This is a genomic window from Dyella ginsengisoli LA-4 (assembly GCF_000334915.1).
Lineage (GTDB): Bacteria > Pseudomonadota > Gammaproteobacteria > Xanthomonadales > Rhodanobacteraceae > Dyella_A > Dyella_A ginsengisoli_A.
The window spans coordinates 60,415-83,746 of sequence record NZ_AMSF01000019.1; the positions used below are offsets into that span (position 1 = coordinate 60,415).

General features: G+C 64.7%; 24 protein-coding genes. 22 read left to right on the top strand and 2 right to left on the bottom strand.

Annotation, left to right across the window (positions count from 1 at the left end; all coding sequences use genetic code 11):
- Nucleotides 1-4: 4 nt before the first annotated feature.
- Both C693_RS0106355 and C693_RS22570 read left to right on the top strand, forming a co-directional pair.
- A complete protein-coding gene (locus C693_RS0106355) occupies nucleotides 5-238 on the top strand; it encodes a hypothetical protein (protein WP_017461417.1) in 234 nt (77 codons plus the stop codon).
- A complete protein-coding gene (locus C693_RS22570; RefSeq protein ID WP_017461418.1) occupies nucleotides 235-1,620 on the top strand; it encodes a zeta toxin family protein in 1,386 nt (461 codons plus the stop codon). The genes C693_RS0106355 and C693_RS22570 overlap by 4 nt, the downstream gene beginning before the upstream one ends.
- 89 nt (nucleotides 1,621-1,709) lie before the next feature.
- On the opposite strand, the gene C693_RS0106365 is transcribed toward C693_RS22570, so the two are convergent.
- Both C693_RS0106365 and C693_RS21250 read right to left on the bottom strand, forming a co-directional pair.
- Nucleotides 1,710-3,047: a DUF5623 domain-containing protein gene (locus C693_RS0106365; RefSeq protein WP_017461419.1), complete on the bottom strand. Its 1,338-nt coding sequence runs from the start codon at nucleotides 3,045-3,047 to the stop codon at nucleotides 1,710-1,712.
- A 320-nt stretch (nucleotides 3,048-3,367) separates the two neighbouring features.
- Nucleotides 3,368-3,856: a lytic transglycosylase domain-containing protein gene (locus C693_RS21250; protein ID WP_017461420.1), complete on the bottom strand. Its 489-nt coding sequence runs from the start codon at nucleotides 3,854-3,856 to the stop codon at nucleotides 3,368-3,370.
- 133 nt (nucleotides 3,857-3,989) lie between these two features.
- Here C693_RS21250 and C693_RS0106375 point away from each other — a divergent pair, with 133 nt between their 5' ends.
- The 20 genes from C693_RS0106375 (at nucleotide 3,990) to C693_RS21260 (ending at nucleotide 23,096) form a co-directional block, all read left to right on the top strand.
- Entirely contained in the window at nucleotides 3,990-4,841 is an 852-nt protein-coding gene (locus tag C693_RS0106375; protein ID WP_017461421.1) for a TcpQ domain-containing protein, read from the top strand.
- The gene (locus C693_RS0106380) at nucleotides 4,841-6,493 is read left to right on the top strand and encodes a hypothetical protein (protein ID WP_017461422.1); all 1,653 of its coding nucleotides are present in this window, start codon (nucleotides 4,841-4,843) and stop codon (nucleotides 6,491-6,493) included. Before C693_RS0106375 ends, C693_RS0106380 begins: the two co-directional genes overlap by 1 nt.
- 4 nt (nucleotides 6,494-6,497) lie before the next feature.
- A complete protein-coding gene (locus tag C693_RS0106385; protein ID WP_017461423.1) occupies nucleotides 6,498-6,899 on the top strand; it encodes a hypothetical protein in 402 nt (133 codons plus the stop codon).
- The gene (pilO2, locus tag C693_RS0106390; protein ID WP_017461424.1) at nucleotides 6,889-8,388 is read left to right on the top strand and encodes a type 4b pilus protein PilO2; all 1,500 of its coding nucleotides are present in this window, start codon (nucleotides 6,889-6,891) and stop codon (nucleotides 8,386-8,388) included. Before C693_RS0106385 ends, pilO2 begins: the two co-directional genes overlap by 11 nt.
- Nucleotides 8,378-8,698 (top strand): hypothetical protein, encoded by a 321-nt coding sequence (locus C693_RS0106395; RefSeq protein ID WP_017461425.1) that lies wholly within the window; start codon nucleotides 8,378-8,380, stop codon nucleotides 8,696-8,698. Before pilO2 ends, C693_RS0106395 begins: the two co-directional genes overlap by 11 nt.
- 17 nt (nucleotides 8,699-8,715) lie before the next feature.
- Nucleotides 8,716-10,377: an ATPase, T2SS/T4P/T4SS family gene (locus C693_RS0106400; RefSeq protein WP_017461426.1), complete on the top strand. Its 1,662-nt coding sequence runs from the start codon at nucleotides 8,716-8,718 to the stop codon at nucleotides 10,375-10,377.
- Complete coding sequence (locus tag C693_RS0106405; protein ID WP_017461427.1) at nucleotides 10,374-11,537, top strand: hypothetical protein; 1,164 nt, start codon at nucleotides 10,374-10,376, stop codon at nucleotides 11,535-11,537. Before C693_RS0106400 ends, C693_RS0106405 begins: the two co-directional genes overlap by 4 nt.
- A 20-nt stretch (nucleotides 11,538-11,557) precedes the next feature.
- Complete coding sequence (locus tag C693_RS0106410) at nucleotides 11,558-12,094, top strand: type II secretion system protein (RefSeq protein ID WP_017461428.1); 537 nt, start codon at nucleotides 11,558-11,560, stop codon at nucleotides 12,092-12,094.
- Nucleotides 12,095-12,163: 69 nt separating this feature from the next.
- Nucleotides 12,164-13,606, top strand: coding sequence for a shufflon system plasmid conjugative transfer pilus tip adhesin PilV (pilV, locus tag C693_RS0106415; protein ID WP_083868254.1), 1,443 nt, complete (start codon nucleotides 12,164-12,166; stop codon nucleotides 13,604-13,606).
- 268 nt (nucleotides 13,607-13,874) lie between these two features.
- On the top strand, nucleotides 13,875-16,763 hold the full coding sequence (locus C693_RS21255) for an autotransporter domain-containing protein (RefSeq protein ID WP_017461430.1): 2,889 nt from the start codon (nucleotides 13,875-13,877) through the stop codon (nucleotides 16,761-16,763).
- A gap of 244 nt (nucleotides 16,764-17,007) precedes the next feature.
- Complete coding sequence (locus C693_RS0106430; protein ID WP_017461432.1) at nucleotides 17,008-17,301, top strand: HigA family addiction module antitoxin; 294 nt, start codon at nucleotides 17,008-17,010, stop codon at nucleotides 17,299-17,301.
- Between the two features lie 10 nt (nucleotides 17,302-17,311).
- On the top strand, nucleotides 17,312-18,382 hold the full coding sequence (pilM, locus tag C693_RS24375) for a type IV pilus biogenesis protein PilM (protein WP_083868253.1): 1,071 nt from the start codon (nucleotides 17,312-17,314) through the stop codon (nucleotides 18,380-18,382).
- Nucleotides 18,383-18,630: 248 nt separating this feature from the next.
- Nucleotides 18,631-18,996 carry a hypothetical protein gene (locus tag C693_RS0106435; protein WP_017461433.1) on the top strand — a complete coding sequence of 122 codons (366 nt, stop codon included), beginning with the start codon at nucleotides 18,631-18,633 and terminating at the stop codon, nucleotides 18,994-18,996.
- A gap of 32 nt (nucleotides 18,997-19,028) precedes the next feature.
- Nucleotides 19,029-19,256, top strand: coding sequence for a hypothetical protein (locus C693_RS0106440; protein WP_017461434.1), 228 nt, complete (start codon nucleotides 19,029-19,031; stop codon nucleotides 19,254-19,256).
- A gap of 141 nt (nucleotides 19,257-19,397) precedes the next feature.
- Nucleotides 19,398-19,664, top strand: a complete 267-nt coding sequence (locus C693_RS0106445) for a hypothetical protein (RefSeq protein ID WP_017461435.1) — start codon at nucleotides 19,398-19,400, stop codon at nucleotides 19,662-19,664.
- 14 nt (nucleotides 19,665-19,678) lie between these two features.
- Complete coding sequence (locus C693_RS0106450; RefSeq protein ID WP_017461436.1) at nucleotides 19,679-20,170, top strand: hypothetical protein; 492 nt, start codon at nucleotides 19,679-19,681, stop codon at nucleotides 20,168-20,170.
- An 11-nt stretch (nucleotides 20,171-20,181) separates the two neighbouring features.
- A complete protein-coding gene (locus C693_RS0106455) occupies nucleotides 20,182-20,625 on the top strand; it encodes a hypothetical protein (protein ID WP_017461437.1) in 444 nt (147 codons plus the stop codon).
- Nucleotides 20,626-20,646: 21 nt separating this feature from the next.
- Complete coding sequence (locus tag C693_RS0106460) at nucleotides 20,647-21,024, top strand: hypothetical protein (protein WP_017461438.1); 378 nt, start codon at nucleotides 20,647-20,649, stop codon at nucleotides 21,022-21,024.
- Nucleotides 21,024-21,749, top strand: a complete 726-nt coding sequence (locus tag C693_RS0106465; protein WP_017461439.1) for a hypothetical protein — start codon at nucleotides 21,024-21,026, stop codon at nucleotides 21,747-21,749. The genes C693_RS0106460 and C693_RS0106465 overlap by 1 nt, the downstream gene beginning before the upstream one ends.
- Before the next feature lie 33 nt (nucleotides 21,750-21,782).
- A complete protein-coding gene (locus tag C693_RS21260) occupies nucleotides 21,783-23,096 on the top strand; it encodes a hypothetical protein (protein WP_017461440.1) in 1,314 nt (437 codons plus the stop codon).
- Nucleotides 23,097-23,332 lie beyond the last annotated feature (236 nt).

Sequence of the window (23,332 nt, forward strand, 5' to 3'; positions counted from 1 at the left end):
GCCTGTGACCGAAGCACCCATTAATCAGACCGTGGACTTCGAGCGCGCCAAGGAGCGCCTCGAAGCCCATGCCGGCCGTCTGTTCAACAGCTGGCGCAAAGCCAAGAACGACCCGGCCGCCGACCCCGCCGCCGTGCAGGCCGCCCTCGACGCGTACGTTGCCGCGAACGATCGCGCCAAGGACCTGCGCGCCTCGGACGCCGAAGGTATCCGCAAGGCGCTGGAGGGCGACGCATGAACAAGGGCCGCTTGACCCCGGAAGAAATCAAGGAAATCGCCGCGGACTACGTCGACGCGGAAATGCACCGCACCGCCGAGCAGGACCGCCCGGTCGCGAAGATCCTCGCGGGCCAGAGCGGGGCGGGGAAGTCCACGCTGGTGGACGGGCTGGAGGACGAGCTACGCCTCAAAGGCGGATTCATCACCGTCTCGGCCGACGTCATGCGGCTGCGCCTGCCGTACCTGGATGAGCTGGACACCAACGCGCCGGACTTCGCTCCGCAGACCGCCGCCGATGCCGGCGCCCTGGCGATCGCCGTTCGCCACGAAGCGATGGCGCGTCGCCGAAACGTGGTGGTGGACGGCACGCTGTGGTCCCCAGACGCAGCCGTGGCCCTGGCCAAGGACCTTCGCGCATCGGGCTACCGGACGGAGCTGCACGCTCTCGCGGTGAACGAGCAGATCAGCTATCAGCGGGCCGCCACGCGGTACGAGCGTGAGCGTGCGGCCGGAGGCTTGGCGCGCTGGACCGTCCGCGAGCTGCACGACCGCAGCTATCACGGGGTCGCCGACTCCGTGCGGCGCCTGGAATACACCGCCGCCGTGGACCGTGTAGTGATCCACAATCGCCTCGGCGACATCATCCACGATGCCGCGCCGACCCAAGGGCAGACCCCCGGTGGAGACAAGCTGGAGCGGGCACGCGCTCAGCTCACCGCCTTCGAGCGGATGACGCTGGCCAACAACTGGGACGAGATCGTCGAGAGTATGGAGCGACGTGGAGCGAACGAGGACGAGCGTCTGCTTGTGCAGGCCGCTCAGGAGCGAGCGCACTACACCATGCGTACCGACCCGGAAGTCGCGGAGCAGTACGACAGCCAGAACCGGATGGAAGCCCCGACCAGTCGCGCGTACGCGGCAGCCTATGGCGCACGCCTCGCCAGGGCCTACAAGGCTGACCGACCGGCTTCCCAGATGCCGGAACTGGCCGCTGCCTACCAGGCCAAGCAGCTGGCACTGCGAGAGCAGGGGCCGCTGAGCGATCGCGACGCGGCCAAGCTGTCGGCCGACCTCGACCGCCAGCTGATGGATTGCCTGATGCAGGGTCGGAAGCCGGTCTGCGAGACGGCTTCCCACGTGCACCGCCAGTTGGAGGCGCTGAAAAAGGACTGCGCTGACATCGTGGAAAGCTTCCAGCTGGCCGAAGCGTCCGGCATGCCGTTGACCGAGCACGACCGGAACGACCTGCGCGAAGCCCAACAGAAACTGGCGCAGTTCGTGGAGAAGCACGCCGACCAGCTCACCAGGTCGGCGCCATCACCGGCCGGACAGGCGTTGGCGGATCACCACCGCACGGAATCCGCGCCGGTCGCTCGATCGTCCGCACCGCGTCCAGGCTGACCAGCCTCCGCGCGAACCAGCATGCAGTGAGCAATGGAGCCGGTGACCCCGGCTCCATTTTGGTTTCGAGGCTCCACGTTCGATCCGATCTAATCCACTTGACGCTGGCGGGGTAATTGAGCCGTGCGAGCGGCCTTGGCCCTCAGGCGCCGTAGCACGGTCTCCAGTGGCCGCATCACCTTGCGGAGAGGACCGCAGTCCGGGTACCCGTCCCGCAGAGCTTCAAGCAGCTGCACTACTGCATTTTCAGCAGTCATACCGGCGGGCAGTTGTCTGTCGGAAGCCTTCGCACCGAAATACAGCAGATCCACGTCCGCGTTCGCTCGAAGGGTCGGCGGGAACTCCAGGCGCAGCCACCTGGCTAGGGTCGCATGCGCGTTCTGCAACGCGGAGTAGCTCGCCGAATTGATCTCGTCACACCCTAAAAGGGCGACGAGCAATCGAGCAATTTGGCGGTGTCCGGCAAGTGGCAGTCGAGCGGCTGGTCGCCACTCAACGCGCTGACCTGGCATGACCTGGTAAGCCAGAGCGTTCCTGCGCACGATCGGCCGATCCAACGGCAACAGCTGTGGCCGCCCTTGCTTGCGCTTTTTCAACGCAGCACGAGCCGGGCTTACAAACAACGGCTCATAAGGCGCCGACTCGACCTTCATGGCCTCCATGTAATTGCAGCCTTCCAGCGAACGTACCAATCGAGCGAGGCGCTTTTCATCATCCGTGATGACGTAGAGCGACGTCGCGGAGCTGTGGAGGTGGAGGCCACGTCCACCGCGTGAAGCACGTTCAAAGGCCAGAGCTACATGCACGCCTGAGCCCTTCAAGAATTCCATGCGCTCCTGCAGTAAGAAATGGTTGTAAGGCTCGTCGATGATCACGCCCGACTTATCGCGAGGCAGGTACCAGTACGACGGGTGATCGAGACCTGGCAACTTGTCGACCCGTCGATCCAACGACCAGAGGTAGGGTGCCAACGCATTGCCAGGCCTCAGACCGGTCGCCGCCATGAAAGCAAGCCGGCGCGCCGCCTCCGTCACCGCATCAAGGGCTGCACCCTTACTCAGCACATCCTCCGTCGCCTCGACATGATCGGCAGCATCGAGGCGGAACCTCCCATGAAGGCTGCGCACCACTACCGGAGTCAGCAGACGGTCTAAGGGGGAAGGCAGACCAATGACGGCGGTCTCTCTGCCGCTACCTTCGCGGCTACGCCAATAGGCGGTGATGTAGACGGTGCGTAGCGTGCTGCGGCCGGGGCGCGCCAGCTGTGCTGCCAGCACTCGCCGGGCGTGGCTGAAGTTCTCAAAGCCAGCCGCCTGGGCGGCAGCGGACAGTGCAGCTGTGTGGGTGATGCCCCGCTCGCGGCTGATCGACTTGGCGAGGCGCTTGATGCCGGCGAGGGTAGAGGGGTGGATCGACACATCGGCCATAACGAACTCTCCCGTTCGGACGCCATGTGTCACCCGCAACCACTAGGCCATCCGACGAAAGGGTTCGCCGAAGAGGCTTATCCTGACCAACTGACAGTGCCGATTACGGCTTCGTGTGGCGGGTGCCGGGCGCCTGACTGCGCCTTGCGGCCGATCGTATTCCTGAGACCGTCGTCGCGCAACCGAATCGGGGCCGGTCTAGCCGAAGCCTAAGCGCGAACTACACGAGCTACACCGGCCGCGTGGGAAGTGCGTAGGCTTCCCACGTCACGGCCCGTGCATCTGTGCATTTCGCTGACTCGCTCGGTCCTTCGACCGAGCTAACGATCCGATGACCTCGCCGACCAGAGGCGCTTTAGATGACCCCACACTAACCTCTGGTAGCGCTGATTCCAGCGCGGCGTGTGCGAGTTGTAGTTGCCGATCGCCTTCCAGAGGTTAGGCTCATTCACCAGCTCGCGCTTGAGCATCCAGGTGCCGACGTAGATGTTCAGGCAGTCATCGGCGACGAGCTTCTGCGCGGTGATCCGGTAGGGAGCCAGCTCTGCCAGCCGGCGCGTGTTGATGCCCATGCAGCCGTAGTCGACTGACCCGTCGGTGTTGGTGTGCGTACGGCCGCACGTACCCTCCGACCCCATGACCGCCGTGACCAGGTCGGCCATGCCTTGAACCGTGACCGGATCGCCCGGCGAGTGGTAGTAAGCCGCCGCCAGCGCGATGCAGCGCGCATGCGGGTCGGGCCGACCTGGCGATTGCGCCAGTGCAGTCGCTGGCAGGATGGCCAGAACAAGCGGCAGGGCGCGCCACAAGCCCGTTCTCCGCGTCTCAACCGAGCCGAAAACCATGTCTCGTCCCTCTTGTATTTGGTCCGCAGTATATACACAATGCGGAACAAGCGCCGCCCCCGGCGATCACGTCAACTCCATACGGTAGGTGGATTTCATGGGAAAGTCGTCTCGCCAGCACTGGTGCTTCTTGGCGCTCTTCGTGGCGCTGGTAGCCTGCGGCGCCTCAGCCGCAGAGCTGAACACCGGATACGTCGTGTCCAACCAGGGCGCGCTGGGCATCACGCGTGCATTCGATGACGGCCCGAACACCATCCTCGCGTTCGTGGACCTCGAAACGCAGCATCCGGTGCTGACCGATTCGGCCGGGAAGAAGATTCGTTATCACCAGGTCGACAACTATGCGGTGCTGCCGGGCCGCTACACCGAGGTGCATGTCGTGGTCGGCCGCGACACCGGCATCGTCCGCAGTGCAGTCATGCAGCCCCCGGCGCCGGTCTCGTTCGCGTCCTACGTGGCAAGCAGCGCAAAGACCCCGACTTCAACCGAGCGCGTAACGACCTCTGCCCCGACGACCCCCAAAGCGGCACCGCCGGTCACGGTTTGCTCGGCGGGCCGCTCTGCCAAGCCATGCAGTGAACAGGCCACGACCATTCCCGCTGCGAAGCTGCCCCTGAAGCCGCTGGAGCCGCCGCACGTCGACAAGCCGCTGGTGGCCGCCCCCAAGCCGGCGCCCAAGCCGCCGCTGCCAACCTGGACGACCAAGGGCGAGTGGCTGCGTCCGGCCCTCGCGGACTGGGCCAAGCAGGCCGGCTGGCGAATCCGCTGGATCGATTCGACCGGCAAGCCCACAGACACGGACCGCAAGCTCGACAACCCCCTGCGCTTTCAAGGCTCCTTTGAGGATGCGGTCAAGCAGTGCATCGAGCTGTATGCAGCGGCCGGTGACCACCTGGCCTTCGACTCGTACCCGCTCTCGAAAATGATCATCATCACGGAGACCAACTGATGCTCGCCAACACGACCCGGAAGGTTCTCCGCGCCGCAGGTATGGGTGTGCTGGTCACGCTGGCAGGCTGTGCCACGCCGGCCACGCGGACCATCGACAGCACCAAGTCCGCGGCTGCCGACGCCCAGAAGCGGTACGACGACCAAGCAGCCACCATCGGCCCGGACCAGCGGCCGGTGGCGCGAATCCACAGCACCCAGTGGGTAGATATCAACCCCGTGCAGCGTCCCCGCGCCGACGACGTGAAGGATCCGCCCTGCCACGTTGATCTGTCGCCCAAGCATGCGCTCTCGATCGAGCAGTTCCAGCAGCTGATGGCAGTCGGCGGGTGCCACCTGGACGTTCGGTTCACCGCCGATGCGCTCAGCCACATCCACGGTGGAAGCAGTGCGCAAAGCGATGGCACCAAGCTGCCGCCCAACCCGTCTGGCGGCGCGGCCTCGTTCTACGCCGGACCGTCGGAAGCAGTCGATCCGACCGTCACCTTGAACTACTCCGGCGACGTGGACGGCGCGCTGCAGAACGTCGCCATGCAGCTGGATCTGTCCGAGCGCAGGACCGGGAACCAGGTCGAATACTTCTACACCGAGACCAAGCTGTTCCGCATCAACCTGCAGAACAGCAGCACGACCATCACCACCGATATCCAGACCGGCATCCAGTCCAGCAGCGGGCAGGGCGGCAACGGGCAATCGGCGAGCAACACCCAGTCCGGCACACGTCAGGGCACGGAAATCAGGTCCGAGACCGATCCGGCGAAGGACTTCGCTTCGATGGTCGGCAAGATCGTGCCGTCCAGCGCCTACACCTATTCCGTGGCCACCGGCCAGCTGGTCGTGACCTCGACACCCGACAAGCTCGCCGCCGTGCAGCAGCTGGTCAACCAGTTCAACGATATCGTGACCAAGCAGGTCAAGGTCAAGCTCGTCGTGGGCATGCTTACGCTGACCAAGAACGATTCGATCGGCCTTGATGCCGGTATCAAGTTTGCGGGCAAGCACGGCATCGGCTTCGGCCTAGCAAACTCGTTCCCCGTTACCTCAGGCGCCAGCGCCGCGAACGTGAGCATCCTCGATACCGCCTCGGGCAAGCTGGCGCAGTTCGCCGGCACGACGTTGACGCTCAATGCGCTGCGCCAGATCGGCTCCGTGCAGGTCGTGCAGGAGCAGGTGCTCTACACCTTGAACCTCCACCCGGCCCCGTACCAGGACGGCCAGCAGACCACCTACCTTGCCGAATCGGGCGCGACCGTGACCTCAGGCGGACAAGCCACCGGCTTTGCTCAGTCCTCGCTGGTGCCTGGCGTGGTGAGCACGGGCTTCAACGTGGTGAGCCGCCCGTTCGTGTTCGACGACGGCAAGACCATGTCGCTGGACTTCAAGATGAACCTCTCGGCGCTCGATGAGCTGACACCCATCATCGGTCAGGACGGCGCCATGATTCAGGGTCCGAAAATTTCCAACAACCTGATCGACCAAACGGTCCGCATCCGCAGTGGGCAGACCATGCTCATCACCGGCATTCGCAACCACAACTCCAAAGCAAGCAAGTCCGGCACCGTCAATGCGAGCTTCTGGGGCTTGGGCGGCGGCTTGAATAACGACGACAGCCGCAAGGTGGGCTTCGTCATCGTCACGCCGGTTGTGGAGTGATCCGATGACTTCGACCCGCGCCATTCTCATCCTGGTTGCGTTCGCTGCTGCCATGCCGTGCACGAGCTACGCGCAGAACTCGGAAGACCTGAGCAAGCAGCTTGCGCAGACCATGATCCTGCAATCCCAGACGACCAATGCGGAGTATCGCCAACGCATCGCTGCTGCGAGCGGCCAGTCCGGCGCAGCTGCGACGATCGTTCCGCTGCCTGGCAACGAGGACAGCCATCCATCGGCGGACGTGCTGTGGCAGGGTGGCCAACCCACGATCCAAGTCACCATGCCCGATGGACGCATCGTCTTCGCGAAGCCGGGTGCGGTGGTGTTCGGGGAGTGGCGCGCTGAGCTTCGCCACGGCGGGGCCGTCCTGACGCATGTGCGGCCGGAGGGCCATCGTGGCCATTGAATCCTTCGCCCGCAAAGGGCGCACTTTTGCAGCGGGACTGACCTGGACGACGGTCGACACGCCGAAGCAATGGCGCGTCGAATGCGAGAGCAAGGCCCCGGAAGGTCACGACCTGGTCAACATGTGGCGTGCGGCGCCGGGGCAATATCAGTTCGGCTTTGCCACGTCCGGTGATGGCGTCTATGCAGGCGCCTACGCGCTTGCCACGGCCCTGTGCCTATCCCTGGGCAAGGACTGGGCCGGTATGTTCGAGCTGCCGGCTGTTGCGGCCGACGGCAGCCCCGCGTATGCCTTCGTGGCGATCGCCGAAACCGGCGCCGTGCTGGCGGATGAGGTTGGTAGCCGCGCGGATGCTGCAGGCCACCTGCAGCTGTTCCTGAAGGAGCTGAAGCTCTATCAGGCCACGGTAGGCCGGGTCTTCGCCCCGGCCGATCTGGGCGTGCAGGATGCGACGTCGCCGGAACCCGTCGAGGATCTCGTGGACCGCGTCGGCCGAGTGGCGAACGGCTTTGTCGGCAAGCTGCCTGCTCTGGCGAACTTCGCACCGATCCAGCGCCAGGCCCTGCAGGCGGCGCGGCTGCAATCCACCCGCCGTGGCAAGCTGACCGGCGTCACCCAGAAGCGCGTTGAGAAGGGCGCGGGGCGCTCGATGGGCGACGTGGCAAAGCTCGTCGCCGCACTGGTACTGGTGGGCGGCATGAGCGGCCAGATGTGGTGGAGCCACCACAAACAGGTGCTGATCGACGCCGAAGCGGCCGAAAAGATTCGCCAGATGCACGAGCGCCAGAAGCAACAGCACGACGCGGCCGAGCTGGCGAAGGCAAACGCCAGGGCTGCCACCCGGGCTGCGGAGGCTTCAGCTGCCAACTCGGCCCTGCCGCCGCCGTGGACGTCGCTCCCGAGCGTCAAGGACTTCGTCGATGCCTGCAGCCGGGCAATCGCTCCGGTACCGCTTGCACTGGGCAATTGGACCTTCAAGGACTTCACGTGCGTCAACGGCAACTTCACCGTCAACTATGACCGCACGCCCACTGGGACGGACCAGGAGTTCATAGCGGCTGTGCAGAAGACGTTCGGCGTGCAGCCAACGATCGGAGCGAACCACGCGATCGGCACCGTGACGATGCTTTTCAAGCCGGCGCCCGCTACTGCCGAGGACATCAGCACTGCCGGCAACGTCGTGAGCGAGGTGCTGAGCCATTTCCAGGCGTTGAAGGATCCGATCGTACTCACGCCCGTGCCGGCGCCGACGGGGCCGGACCCGAACCACCCTCTGCCGCCACCGGCTTGGCAGACCTTCAGCTTCACCATGCATACCCAGATCACGGCCGACAACTCGGAGCACTACCCGAGTCTGCTTTTGAGCGGGCTGGATGTGCCGGGTCTGCGGGTCACCTCCGTCACCGCCAAACACGAGACCAGTCCGCCATACATGACCTGGGTGATCGAGGGAAATCTCTATGTCGAGGCAAAAGCAAATGCCCTGTAACCGCATCCTGTCGGTCATGGTCGTGATCGCGGCCGGTGCTATGAGCTATGCAGCGCTCGGTCAGACGGTAGGCGACCTGACGGACACCACCGCCGAAGGCCAGGTGCTGAAAGCCGCGGCCGAACGAGCCGAAGCCTCCTACAAATTGGCACACGGCAAGACGGTTGCAGAGCAAGCAGACGACCAGGCGAAGCAGGCGAGTGCGAGCCACCCAGTGATGGTCATGCCGGCCAGCACGCCGCTTCCACCGCCGCCGCCACCACCGCCGAGCATGAGCGGCCCGAGCAGCGTTCCCCCCGTCGTCAAGTAGCACCACCGGAGAGACCCGTGACTGACATCCTCGACCCCGAAGCGCCCGTTACAGCTGCCAGCAACGGCGCGCAGCTGACCGAGCTGCTTGCGCATGCCGAGCTGACTGTCCGGCGTGAACAGATCACTGTCCACTCGGCTGACCCGGAGTCGCCGGCCTACATCAAAGATGAGGCGCGGCGCGTCCACATCTGCGTCATCACGCGCGAGATCGGCGGCGTCTACCAGCTGTTGTGGTCGCCGATGCACATCAGTCACGGCGACCCGTGGTTTGCGGGGTATCGCGACCAGCTGCGCCGCGCCGGCATCGTGCCGGAGCCGGTGCAGACGGACCTCGCTGAAATCCAGTCCTTCTATACCGGGCTGGACAACACCGAGCGTCGAGCGGCGAGCGGCTCCGTGGACGCCTCCGCCGAAGAGCGGGCCATTCACTTCCTGCGCGCTGCGCAAAAGCTTCAGGCTTCGGACCTGCGCATCATCGTCTATCGTGGGCTGACGACGCTGCGGATCCGCCGGCTCGGTCGCGGCCAGCATTTGGCCACGCTGACCGCCGCCGAAGGGCTTGCGATCATCAACGTGATCTACGGTTCGTTCTGCTTCAGCCAACACGATGGCGTGGCACTGGACCCGAACACGACGCAGGACGCAGCGATCGACGCAGCGCTCGCTGTGGAGCACGGCATCCCGGAGGGCCGGGTCAACACGCATCCGCGCGATGCTAACGGCATCCAGATCACCATCCGCCTGCAGGCCGACAACAAAAGGCATCTGCGCGGCATCGAGGAACACGGATTTCTGCCTGAGCAGAACGCCATGTTCGACGAGATGCTGTCCCGCAAGCAGGGCGCGATCTATTTCTCCGGTCCGGTGGGTTCGGGCAAGAGCACCGCGCTCATGTCTCTCGCCGAGCGGTTGTCGGACATGGACCCCGGCCTGGACATCATCACGATCGAGGATCCGATCGAGTACCGATCCAGCCGCAAGAACATCATGGCGCTGCCTCGCGTCCTGCCCTGGGAGCAGGAAATCAGCTCGATGGTGCGCCAAGCTCCCGACGTTCTGATCCCCTCGGAAATCCGCACTTCCGAGGCAGCGGTCGCGGCCGTCGACATGGCCAGCGGCGGCGTCATGGTGCTGACGACCGTCCACTGCAACGATGCGTTCGCCGTGCCGCGTCGCCTGATGGAGAAGTTCAAGGTCGACAAGGAGACCTTGCTCGATCCTGAAATGCTCTCGGGCCTCGTCCACATGCGCCTGGTGAACCGGGTGTGCCAGCACTGCTGCCTGCCGCTGGATGGCGCAGGAAAGGCGCACATGCCGGCGGCCGTCATGGAACGCATGCTCGCAGGGCTGCAAGCGGCGAACCTGGACGCAGACCTGAGCGGGGTGCGGGTCACAAACCCGGAAGGCTGCGAAAAGTGCCGGACGACCAGGCCTGACCGTATCGCGGTTGCCGACGTGGTGGTCCCGAACGGCAAGCTGGTGGACCTTCTCGGGCGCAAGCGTGGCGCCACGCGAGCCAAGGCGCACTGGCTCAAGAACATGCGCGGCATCACCAAGACGGCCCACCTGCTGCGGCACATCCTTGCTGGCAAGGTGTGTCCGATCACGGCCGAGCGCGACCTGTGGGGCCTCGACCGCGATGCCAAGACGCTGGCGGAAATGGAGGACCTGGTGTGAACAGTCTTCTTATTTGGTGGGACTCTGTCCGTGGTGTAGGCACAGCACAGAACGGAAAGCGCCAGGAGTCGCTGGGCGTTTCGCTCAAGAAGGCATGGATCCGGTTCGGCTTCGGTCCACGCATCCGCCGCAACTTCTACTCCGCGCTGGCCAACCAGATCGGCGCTGGCGTGAAGATCCAGCCGGCGATGGCCACCCGCTACCGCATCTACAGCGAAGACGGGCGCAAGCCCAACGTGCCGGCTGCTTACGTTGCCAACGATATCGTGAGCAAGATCGGAGTTGACGGCAAAGGCCTTGCCGACGCCATGCGGCCGTGGGTATCCCCGTCGGAAGCCTCGGTAGTAGCCGCTGGCGAAGCGGCGGGCGGCGACGCTCTGGCGGGTATCTTCCGGCGGCTGGTCGAGACCAGCAAGCGCCGCAGCGCCCTCATCGGGGCAGCCTGGAAGCCGGTGTCGTACGGCGTGCTGATGCTGCTGATCGACATCGGCATGCTGATCGGATTCGTGATCTTCGCGCTGCCCCAGCTCACCGCCATGGCACCACGGTCCTCGATGCACGGAGGCGAGGCGACCTTCGTCGACGTGCTGACGTTCTTCCGCGACTACGGCGCCGGGTTGGCCGCTGTGGTGTCTGGCCTGGCGCTTTTCGTCGGCGCAACGATTGGCCGGTTCACGCGAACCTCGCCCATCGGTCGAATCCTCGAACACCTTCCGCCGTGGAGCGTGTATCGCGTGTATCAGAACGCGATGTTCCTGGAGAACATCGCGAACCTGCTGGCCTCGGAAACAGCGCAGATCGAAGCGCTCACCGTGATGGCCAAGGGCAACAGCGCCTGGGTGCAGATCCGCTTGATCGACATACGGGAGCGGTTGCGCCGCAAGGGCAGCAACTTCGGCACCGCTCTGGCGGAGACCCCCTACGGGTTCCCCGACAAGGAGACCGTCTACTTCATGGCGGACGCACAGAACACCCCGGATTTTGCGGAGGCGATCGAGACCTTCGCAAACAGCGAGTTCGATCAACAAGTCGAACGCGTCGGGCGCGTGGCCAAGGTCGCCAATTTCTTCCTGCTCCTGATGACCGCGCTTTGGTTCCTGCTCGTCATCTATGGCGTGGTCGGCATGGCCACTGGCGGCTTCGGCCAGATCAACAACTAACCCCACAAGGAGTCACTGCAATGCGCCGCACTCTCAACTTCCGCAAGAGCAAGGGTTTCACCCTGGTCGAGCTGTCCATCGCTCTTATCGTCATCGTCGTCGGTGGCATCTTCATCGCCAAGGCCCTCACGGGTCTCTGGAATGGCTGGCGGGGCAGTAACGAAGCCCAGAATGCCTCCACGTTGACCCAGGTGGTCAAGAAGCAGGCTCCCAACGGTTCCTTCGGGACCGGGTCGCTGTCTGCCGCCATCGCGCCGGACATCACGGGCGTCTACACGAACGTCGGCACGCTCGCGGCTCCCTCGTTCAAGAACCACTTCGGCGGGCCGGTCACCGCCACCGGCAACGGCGCGACCGCGTCCATCACCGATGGCGCTCTGCCGCCCGGCGCGTGCAAGGAGACGATCCTGAACCTGTCGAGCACCTTCACCGACGCGGTGATTACTGCCGGCTCCACGTCGTGGCCGGCGGCGACCCAGGTCACCGCCGCGCAGGCCGCAGCGGCGTGCACGGCAAGCCTGACCGACGTGAGCTGGGTGGTTCAGGCCACCAACTGACGCTTTGCGCAGTCTCCTAACGCGGCCCGGCGCTTCGGGCCGCCAACGGTTCGCTTAGAGAGCCCCATCATGGTCCGTAAACAACGCGGTTTCACCCTCGTCGAAATGTCGATCACCCTGATCATCATTGTGGCGGCGGGCATCGCTTTGAGCTGGTTCGTCGTGAAGATCCTTAATCAGGTCTCCGACCTTGAAACTGCGCAGCAAGACCGAGCTGTCGCAGGGCAATTCGCACGCTATCAGCAGGCGCAGCATGACTCGCTGCTCAACAGCGCATCGTTCCCGGTGACGATCACTGCCGCCCAAGTCGCGGCGGCAGGCTACCCGATCCCCACCATGACCAATCGGTGGGGTCAGAGCTACCAGCTGTGGATCACGAAGGACGGAGCCGGGGAGCTGCAGGGCACGGTGTTCGCCGTCGGTGGGCAGACTATTCCGTCTAGTCGCGTTCGCAGCATCGCCCGATACATCACGTCCCTCGGCGGTTCCGGCGGGTACATCGACAACAAGGTGCTCACCACCGATTCCGGGCCGAGCTTCCTGCAAGGACCGAACGGCCTGAACCTGGCCATGAGCGTCTACGGCAAGAGCCCTGGCGTGGGTCACTACGGCGATGCCATCTACCTGACCGATGCGGTCCAGCAGACCGGCCTGGGCAACACCGCGCTGCAACGGGTGGCCGTCCCCGGACAACCTGACCTCAACACCATGCACACCGACATCAACGGCGGTGGCAATTCGGCGACCAACTTCCAGACGATCAACGCGAAATACCTCGGCGCCATGGGCTTGGACGGAGCAAGCGGTTATCCAGCCGGCTGGGGGGGCGGCGTCCACACCTGGGACTTGTATGCGGAGGGGACCATCGCGACCGGCTCGAAGGGCACGCAGATGGCCACCATGAGCAGCAACGGCAACATCACAGGTGTCAACGCCACGCTGACGACGGACGTCGCGGTCGGCTCCTGGTTCCGCACCAACGGTGATGGCGGCATCTACTCCAACAAGTGGGGATCGGGCATCCAGTTCGCGGACGCCAACTGGGTGCGGATCTACAACAACAAGGGCTTCTACACGGGCGGGCAGGGCCAGTTCGGCTCGCTGGTCGCGAATGGGAGGCTCACCGCGCAGGAGTACATCCAGCTCAATGGCACCGCCAACGTGGGCTGGTCCTGTAGCCCCGACGGGCTGGTCGGCAGAGCGTCCGACGGCACCGGCGCCATCCAGTGTCTTGGCGGGACCTGGCAGCGCATGCGCGGCATGGTCGGCGAGAAGCAGGTGGTGTCCGGGTCATCCTCGTGCGGGAACACCGCAAACACCGTGGTAGCGGCCTGTCCGGCAAACACCTACGTCACCGGGGGCGGGTTCCTGCTCAACGCTTACCGGCCGACGAGTACCGGCACCAGCAATGCGCCCGACGTGAGCGCTCCGAGTGGGAACGGGTGGGCTGTCAAAGCGGGAGGCGCCAACGGCAACACCTGTTTCGTGTCCTACGCGGTCTGCGGGAGCTGACCTCTTGCACACGGCAGTCATCACGGCTTCTCCCGGCGCGCTCTCCACGAGCGCGTTGGGTGCTTCTGGGCACTGCAAGCTGCGCGTGCTCTCGATCGACGAAGTGGAGGGCATGGCAAGGCCCGACTAATTGAACAGGATCACGTTTCCTGGCTTGTTTGCTGTTGGCAAACAGCATACAATAAACCCAAGGGCGCAGACCGCAGGTCGCGCATCGAAATTGCCGGCACACACCGGAACCAACCAACCAAAGGAATAGGGGCTCCACATGTCGCAGTCACCCAACAACCGCCGTTTCCTGGCCCTGGCCATCACCTCCGTGCTGACGCTCACCCTGGCCGCATGCGGCGGCGGTGGCGGTAACGTGCGGCCGTCCACCCCGCCGGCTGGCGGCGGTGGCGGTGGTACCGGCGGCGGTGGCGGTGGCTCGGGTGGTGGCGGTGGCAACACGGACCCGTGCACGACCGACCCGACGGCGCCGGGCTGCACGCCCAGCACGACCTTTGACCCGCACCGCTCGCAGCTGGACCCCATCAATGCCCCTGCGGCCTACGCCGCCGGCATCACCGGCAAGGGCGTGAAGGTCGGCATCGTCGACACGGGCGCGGACAGCACCAATGCGGCGCTCACCGGGCGCATCAGCTGGTCGAAGGACTATCTGCCGGCCGACCTGTCGGACCCGACCAAGGGCGACGTCTACGGCCACGGCACGACCATTGCCGAGCTGATCGGCGGACAGCCGGTGACCAATGTCACTTGGGCGAACGGCACCGCCGACTTCCCCGGCGGCGTGGCCCCGGACAGTACCTTGCTTGTGGCACGGGTGGCTGACGACAAGAACGGCTCGATCCAGCCGCAGTACCTGCAGCAGGCCTACACCGACCTGATCGGGCAGGGCGCACGCATCATCAACAACTCGTTCGCCGAGACCGACTCGATCACGGACGTGTCCGCGACCGGATACCCGGCGCAGTACCACACGATCTTCCAGCCGGCGGTGGATGGCGGCGCGCTGATGGTCTTCGCCGCCGGCAACGACAGCAAGGCGCAGCCGGCGGTCGAAGCGGGCATGCCCTACCTCTTCCCCGACCTCGCCAACAACTGGCTCGCGGTGGTGAACGTCGCGCTGGACAGCGATGGCAAGGTGACTGGCCTCGATGGCACGTCCAACGCGTGCGGCGTCGCGGCGGCGTGGTGCTTGGCGGCGCCGGGCACCAACTACTTCGTCCCGGTCGCCGGCACGATCTACAGCACGGGCTTGGCGGATGGCACGTCGGCTTCGGCGGCCGTCGTTTCCGGTGCGGCCGCTCTGATCGGCCAGCAGTTTCCGTGGATGACCGCCTCGAACCTGCAGCAGACGCTGCTCGGCACTGCGACCAGCCTGGGCGACTCCGCGGTCTACGGTTACGGCCTGGTCAACGTGGAAAAGGCGCTGGGTGGTCCGGCGAAGCTCGACTGGAACAGCTTCGTCGCGGACATCCCCAACGGTAGCTACACGTTCTCGAACGACCTGACCGGCAATGGCAGCCTGGTTAAGGCCGGCGCCGGCACGCTGACCCTGACTGGCACGGACACCAACGCAGGCGGTGTGACCGTCAACGGCGGCACCCTCCTGGTGACCGGCTCGATTGGCCCCAGCGTGTTCGTAAACAGCGGCGGCGTGCTGGGCGGCAGCGGCTCTGTGAACGTCGGCGCCAACCAGCTGGTCAACAGCGGCACCGTCTCGACGCAGTACGGCGCGCTGACCATCAACGGCGACTACACCGCCGTGAACACGTCGGCCGTCACCGCCGTCCAGATCGGCACCCCGCTGACGATCACCGGCAAGGCCTCGCTCAACGGCAGCACGCTCTACCTTGCAGCGCCGCCGTCGACCTACACCGTGCAGTCCACGGAAACCGTCCTGACGGCCGGCGGCGGCGTCAACGGCACCTTCGGCAGTACCCAGTACGACGCGAGCCTGTTCTACACCGGCACGCTGAACTACGACCCGACGGACGTGACGATCACCCTGACGCGATCGAGCGTGTCGTCCACGGCGCTGAGCCTGCTCCCGCCGGATTCCACCACCGAGCAGTCCGCGAGCAACATCGAGACGGCGCTCAAGCAGGCGGACACCTGGGCACGGAGCGGCCAGACCGGGCACGAGACGTTCCTCGCCAGCGCCAACGCTTTCCTCAGCTCGCCCACCGTGCAGAGCGCGACGGTCGCGATCGACTCGCTGTCGGGTCAGATCCACGCATCGTCGCAGGCACAGGTGTTCGAGCAGGCTTCGGTGGTGAATCGCGCCCTGAGCGATCGCATCGCTGCGCTGGGCAGCGACCAGGGCGGTGGCTTCTGGGTGCAGACGACCGGCGCCAGCGGCGATCAGGCACGCCACGGCTATGCCTCCGGCAGCTACAACGCCACCGGCACGCTGCTGGGCGTGGATGCTGCCGCGTCCGATGCGTTCACAGCCGGCGTCGCGCTGGGCCGCAATCGCCTGACCTCCGACTACGACCGCAGCGCCGGGCGTGGCCGTAGTCGCTCCAACAGCTTCTCGATCTACGGCCGCTACGCGGCGGGCAACGCCTACGTCGCCGGCCGGGCAGGGCAGAGCTGGATCCACACCGAAGTGGACCGTGAGGCGGTGTTCGTCAGCGGCAGCCAGGCCATCAACAGCAGCCGTCATGACCGACTGGCGTCGGCCTACGTCGAGACCGGCATCCGCCTGCAGGACGGTGCCGCTTCGTGGACCCCGTTTGTTGCCGGCAGCTACGACCGCCTGCAGCGCGGCCAGATCGCGGAATCCGGTGCAGGCGGCTTCGGGCTGACTGCCGCAGCTAAGACCTACGGGCAGACCTCCGGCGACCTGGGTGCACGCTTCCAGTACGGCTGGGACTGGGCCGGTGGCCACACCGACCTGCAGGCCTACGCCATGTGGCAGCACGTTTTCGTCGGCACCAACCTAGGCTTCACCGCAGCCTTTGCCGGCGCACCGGCAGCGAGCTTCCGGGTGGACGGCATCAACACCCGAGCCAACAGCGTGTGGGCTGGCGTAGGCGTGGAGACGCAGGTCTCTGACCGCTGGTCCTGGTCGCTCAACTACGACGGCAAGCAGGCCGGGCAGGGCAACCGCTCGAACATTCTCTCCGCCGGCATCCGCGTGAAGTTCTAAGTACCCACCGTCGGCCGGTTTTCGAGACCGGCCGACTCCACCCATCAGAGGCAGGCCCATGAACTACAACATGCTCGATTTGATTTTGCGCGTTCTCCGGGCCGGCTACGCGGTCGCGCTGTCCACCTGCACCTTCCGCCGCAGCGGCGGCGACGAGATCGCAATTTACGGATGACCGGGGAGGCGCCGGGGCTATGCTGTTGTCGGTCGCCAAACAGGCGACACATTGCCCAAGGAGCACGACATGAAGAAGTCCGCGCCCATTCATCCCGGCGTTCTGCTGAGGACCGAGTACCTGGAGAGACAACTCCCGGACGTTTCGATCGCGAAGCTCGCCGAACACATCCAGATGAATCGGCCGCACCTGTCGACCGTGCTGTACGGCCGCAAGGCCATCGGCGAGACCCTGGCGCTTCGCTTGGAAGCGGCCGGATTTGAAACCGCAGAGCACTGGCTTGCGCTGCAGATGAAGCACGACTTGGCGGAAGCAAGGAAGGCTCCGCAACCAAAGATCACACGCTTATTTCCGCCAACCTGAGGACGAACCCATGATCACCCGGCTGGTAATCGTAGCGCTGCTCTTCCTGGCCATGCTTGGGGCCTACGAGCTGCACACGCACGAACGAAGCACCGCCATCCAGACTCAATCGCAATCGGAGCTGCAGAACCTCGCGGTCTACAGCCGCGCCGTTGCCTACTACGCTTCGACGCACTCCAGCGCCACAGGGCCGGTAGCCGACAGCGGGCTATCAACCTTGCCGAACGGCTACCTCAAGAGCCATCCGTGGGCTGGCTACATGCAGAACGGCAATGCCTGGGTCTACTTGGCGCCCGGTGGTACCTACGCGCCGCAGACGCTGATGCGCGAGGCCGGATCTCCGGGCCGCAGCCTCGGGGTCAAAGCAGGGACCGTGGCCAAAGACGCCACGGGAACGGTGGTGGTCGGCGACACCGTGGCCATCCCCAACGCGATCCCGGATGGATCGGCGGTCTACCTGTCGCAGATTTTCGGCACGCCTCCAGCGGCGCCGCCGCCGATGGTCATTCAATCGCAGCCGCCGCCGAACCCGCCCCTCGCGGCATCGGTGCCACCGATCACGCTGGTGGCCGGCGGCGCTGTGACATCGTCTCCGACAGGGTGGAGCTGTTGCAGCACGCCTGGCGCGCCTCTGCCGCCACCGCCACCCGCACCACCGCCGCCGCCACCACCTGCGAGCAACCCCCTCACCGATCCGACGATATGCGCCTCGAATGGAGGTATGCCCTACACAGCAACGCCGGTAAGCATCTATGCGGGCGTCGGAGGGACGATGTTCGGCGGGGGAGCGGTGAGTTCGTTTAGAAGTACGACCACCAGCAGGGGAACTGCGACAGGCTCCTACGCGGTCAAAATCGATTTCGATAGCACCAGCAGTACGGTAACGCTCAACTGCACCAGAACGAACACCAGCTTCCCTACTGCTGGCGATGCCTGCACTTACAGTCAGGTCTTTTCAGTCGGTCGCGGGACGTTCAACGTCAGCATAAACACCTCATCGCCTCTCGCAGCCGACTGGATTCGAGGCAGCCAGGCTCCCGTTGGAGCGAGTGCTCAGGTAGGCCAGTTGAACTGCAATTAGTGCACTAACTGGATTATCTGACAGATGCGTTGAAGTCAGAACGAGTCCTTATTACTTATAGAGGAGAGGCTCATGTGTGAGTGTCGGCTAGTCCCACTCCTATATGAACTTAGCGAAGTGCTCAAAGCGCCTGCGGCGAACGCCAATTGGGGCGAAGGTATTCATCAGGAGGTTTCATACGCGCTGTGCGCCTACCGGCAGCGCGTGCCGGCGGAGCAGGGCGCCGATCAGGCGACGAAGGCCGCGCGATGACCGTGAGCTGCACAGATGTGCTGCGCGTCGATGCGAGCCGCACGGGTGAGGTGCGGCTCACGCCGCCGGCCCGCCGGTTCGTCGAATCCGTCGTGTCTCGCATGAGAGAAACGCTCGACCTGACTACGGCTGCGTTCTGGCTCACGCCTTACCGCGAACACGGCCGCGAGTACCTCGACATGGCGTGGCGCGACATGCACGCCACCGACATGCGCCTGACCTTCGAGGTACTTGCCGAGCCAGAAGCGCCCACCGCTGATACGGACCTCCTCCGGGCGACCGTGTACGACATGACGTCCGCACTCCTAATTGCGCGTCAGATCGCAGACGGTGCGGTGGCCAACGCCTGGGGCCGCATCTGACTCCCGATCGCGCCAGCCATGAGGATGCAGTCGTGACCGACTCGGGGATCGACGAGCTGCAGCTGTATGTCAGCAACCACTGTGCGTGGCGCCTCGAAGCCGCCCCGCGCATTGCTGCCGTGCTCGCAGCCACAACCGATGACGACCGACTGATCGAGAGATGGCGGATGCTGCGGCAAGAAACAAAAGAGTCCGTCTGGAAGCAGCTGGACGACGCGCTGCGGGATCGACTGAAAGCTCTTAGCGCGGAACGATCTTGATACCGGAACACATGAAATAAATAACATGAATCCGATTGCGCATAATATAGATTATGTAATCAATTCAAAGACTTACATTATACGCCGCTTTTATTTTGAGCGCAACTTTGCGGACTCTCGGAATCCGCTGGAGTGACCGAAATGCCCGACAGCTCTACCTGGAAACTGCACGAGAAGATCCGCGCCGAGTGGCAGATGCCACCTGTTCCGGCCGGCTATGACGAAGTCACCGCCGTGGAAGAAGAGCCATACCGCTGGCGCCCGGATTTTGTCGCCTGGGAGAAGCCGGGCTTCGCATCGCAAGACAAGGCCGTGCCGCCATCCGCGTTACCGGCATGGCCCTGGCAAGAAGGTTTCACCCCAACCGCAGCCGACTGGCTGGCGATTGGCTTTTTCCCGTTCACCTAACAAGGAAGCTCAGCATGAAGCGCAGTGTGTTCTCGATCGTGTTCGGTCTTATCTCCGCCGCCGCGGCGGCGAGCCCCGCAACCAAACCCCAGCTCAAAGTCCAGCTGTCCGTTACCAGCGGCGACAAGGTCATCGCCACTTTCGTGCAAACCACGGGCGATCGAGAACCCATGCGGTTCTCAGGTGTCGCGGATGGCGGGCAGCAATACGAAGTCGAGCTGACCCCGGCGCTTTTGCCCGACATGCCCGGCCAGGTGATGATTCGCTCCAGCCTTGTCGTCGTAGCGCCCACCGCGCCCGACGTCATCAAGGTCAAGGGCGCCGCGCCGCTGCCCCTGCAGGGCCAAAACACCTGCGACACGGCCGCGATCAATCGCTGGCCCCTCGGAACCGCCAGCAAGATCCTCAGTGGGGGTGACACCAATCTCCCCGGCGGCGACAAGACTCCTATTCCGGGATGCTCGCTCACCGTGAAGGTGACCGAAGCCGCACCCGACAACGGCTGAGGTAGCGCACCATGACCGACTACACCGATCTCGTGCGCGACTTGGGCGAGCCGATCCTGAGCGACGCCGACGCCCTTCACTGCCTGTCTGAAGGCGATTACGTGTTCGCCTTTCACGACATGGACGACGAGCCGATTCGGGTCACCGACCCGGACGTGCTCAAGGGTTACACCCACGACCAGCTGATGGTTGTTCCGCACGATGCCGTGGCGCAGCGCCTCGAACGCCTCAAGGACAACGTCAAGCAGCTGACGGACTCCCTGCAACTGGCCGGCGGCTCAGGTTTGCCGCTCAGCGAAGCGGACCACAAGGATCTGAGAGACGCGACGCAGGACCTGGCGGACTTCACCAGCAAGAACGCCCAGTTGCTCGGCATCGCTCCGCGCAGCACCGCCGCGCCGGCCACCGCGGACGCGCCCTCCCCGACCGCTGCCGCACCAGCCCCGGCGCACTGAGCCCACGCGTAGGAGCGTGCTATGAGCAATCTCGCGGATATCGACCCGACACGTTCAATCACCGTCGACCCGGGCTATCTGGGGGGCGGCGTCATGTTGAAGCGCGTCGCCCCCACGGTCGACCTGCCGGCCGAATTCACGGCCGGCTTCATCGACTGGCTCAAGGTGCACGGCTGGAGCGCCCGCTTGGAACGCGACCTGCAGTGCATCGCAGTTAACGACCAGAACGAGGATCTGCTGAGCACCTGGCTATCCATGGACGAGTTCGAGCGCCTGCTTGATGACGCCAAGGAGCTGCGGGACCTGGACGCGATCCGTGGCCTGGTGCCCGGGTGGAAAGCCAAGGATGCGGATCGCATCTTCATCGACGGCGTCTGGAAGGATCCGCCGGGGGCCTGATGCGCGACGATGCACTCACTCAGGCCTGCCGGCGGCTGGTGGCGTTCAAGGATCACCTGGACGCCTACCTGTTCAACGCCCACAAGTTGGGCTTCCGAAGTCACGCGATATGCGCGTCGCTTGCAGGCCTGTTCACCACTGATCCATGGGGCGTGACGGCCATAGGGCCGCACGCCTTCATGAAACACGCGTTCCCATTCGTCGATCGCGAGAGCCGACCGACGTCGCAGGTGCCGATGCCATTGGATCCGCGGCTGGTCCTGTCCGGTACCTATGAAACCTACGAGCCGACCGCGACCGAATCGGTCCAGCCGGAGGCCGTCATGGACTGGTCGGACTTGATGGTCACCGACCCCAAGGGCGATTGGTCAACGCACTACCACGCGCCACGTATAGCCAGAGTCGGCGACCTGCCGTTGTTCTACGCCCTGGAAGGTAAGAACCGCGTGCTGCTCTTCAAGCGGTACCGGCGAACGATGCACGCCTTCGTTCGGATGCTTTCCTTTCCGCCGGCAGAGCGGATGACGCTGCTGCCCCTTGTGCCGTTCGGCCAATACGCCGTGGAGTACGGCGGCGAGCACCATGTGCTCCCCTTCCCCGGCCCTACGGTCGACGTGCTGCGAGCATACGGCGTGAAGGAAGCGCGCAAGACAATAAGCCTGGGCGCCTGGCGAGAAGCGCGTCGGATTCGCAGGCGCCTGGTCGGTTACCAGATGCTCCGCTGACCAGACGGCGGCGCTCGATCACAAGGACACACGATGCACTTCGCACGCGCAACGCTTCCCAACGGTGACTCCTGCGTCGTGGACGCTCACGGCAAGCCGCTGGGCAACTCCGATGCCGACCGGCCAATCTTTCACATCCTGCCTAAGCTGTTCGTGCTCCCTCAGCTAATTCGCCCCCACAGAGGCGAAGGCCTGCGTCCCAAGGACATCACGCTGCAGATCGAAACCACCTTGCCCGGCGGATTGCTGCCGGAGGGTGGTATCGTGATTCGGCAGCCGTACCCGAACAACCGCTATTTCGTCGCTGGCTCGACGATGATCCGCAACGGCTGGATCATGCCGCTTCCACAGGGCGTCGATCGCTTCGAGGTCCAGTTGCGCTGGTGCATAGAAAGCGAGTGTCTGCGGCCGCACTACGGCGCCACACGGATGGAGATGATCCACCGCATCATCATCCAGCTGTTGGAGGGATCGGGCCGCACCTATTCGATGGACGCGAACAACTGGCCGCACGTCGACGGTCCGACGTTTGCACGATCCCCCATCTCGGTTTTGCACATCGACGGCGATCACACCGAGGACGACTTTACGCGGGGCCGGCACATCACGAGGCACGGTGCCCAGGGCAACCCGGAGGCCTCCGGCCGGGCCGAGTTCATCATCGACGAGAGCGTTGCGATCCCGGGCGTTCCGCTTGCGAAAGCATGGTCGATCGACGCGCACCAGGCCGAGCAGCTGCATGAGGTGCGCCAGAGCACGAAGATCATCGGCGATGCTGACAGCCACCTTGCAAACGGCGCGCAGGTGATGCCGGCGAAGATCTTTATTGAAGCAGTGGCCCTCGCACGAAGAATTCCCGCAGGACCACGCTCGAAGTTCAGGCGATCGGTGGCCGACGTCGCGGCCGGCATGGAACAGCACCCAGCCATGAAGATGCTGTGCGACTGGTGGGATAGCGTCCAGCCGGCGGGCGAGCCCATGCGCGCCGGATCTGCCATGCCGCTGGTGCGAGTCCGCGATGATGGCGAGTATTGGTGGGGCTACTACGAGATCCCGAACTGCCAGGTCGCTGGCTTCAATCCCACCGGAGCGAACGCGGCACGGATCGGCGACTTAATCCTCGTCCTGTTCACCGCAAAGCAGGAACACGCCACGTTCGGCGAGGGCGATTTCGGCATGCAGCTGTACCACCCGAATGGCGATGAAGCCTCGCTCATCGGTTGCAGCAAGGCTGACTATCTAGCCGGCGAGCAAGACGAAGCCTGGTTCGCTCTCCGTGCTTTGCAGGATTTCCCCGATCGGTTCCCGGCGGCCTGGGATCAACTTCTGTCTAATGGCCGCTGGTAATCGATCGCCCTGGTCACCGACTAACCACTCCGTCCAGGCTCCCCGTCGGTCGGCGGGTTGCCCAGCCGACCGGGCCAGTTATCCACAGCGATACCAACAGCTTCTGTGGATAGCTCGCGATCGCGTGCGAGCTTCCGCCACGCCCGGCTGTTGCCGGTCGTCCTGCGGTAGACAGGGGCACCGGCCGCGCCCTGCAGGCTTGCCGCTACCTCCTGCCGCGATACAGACCAGGCGCG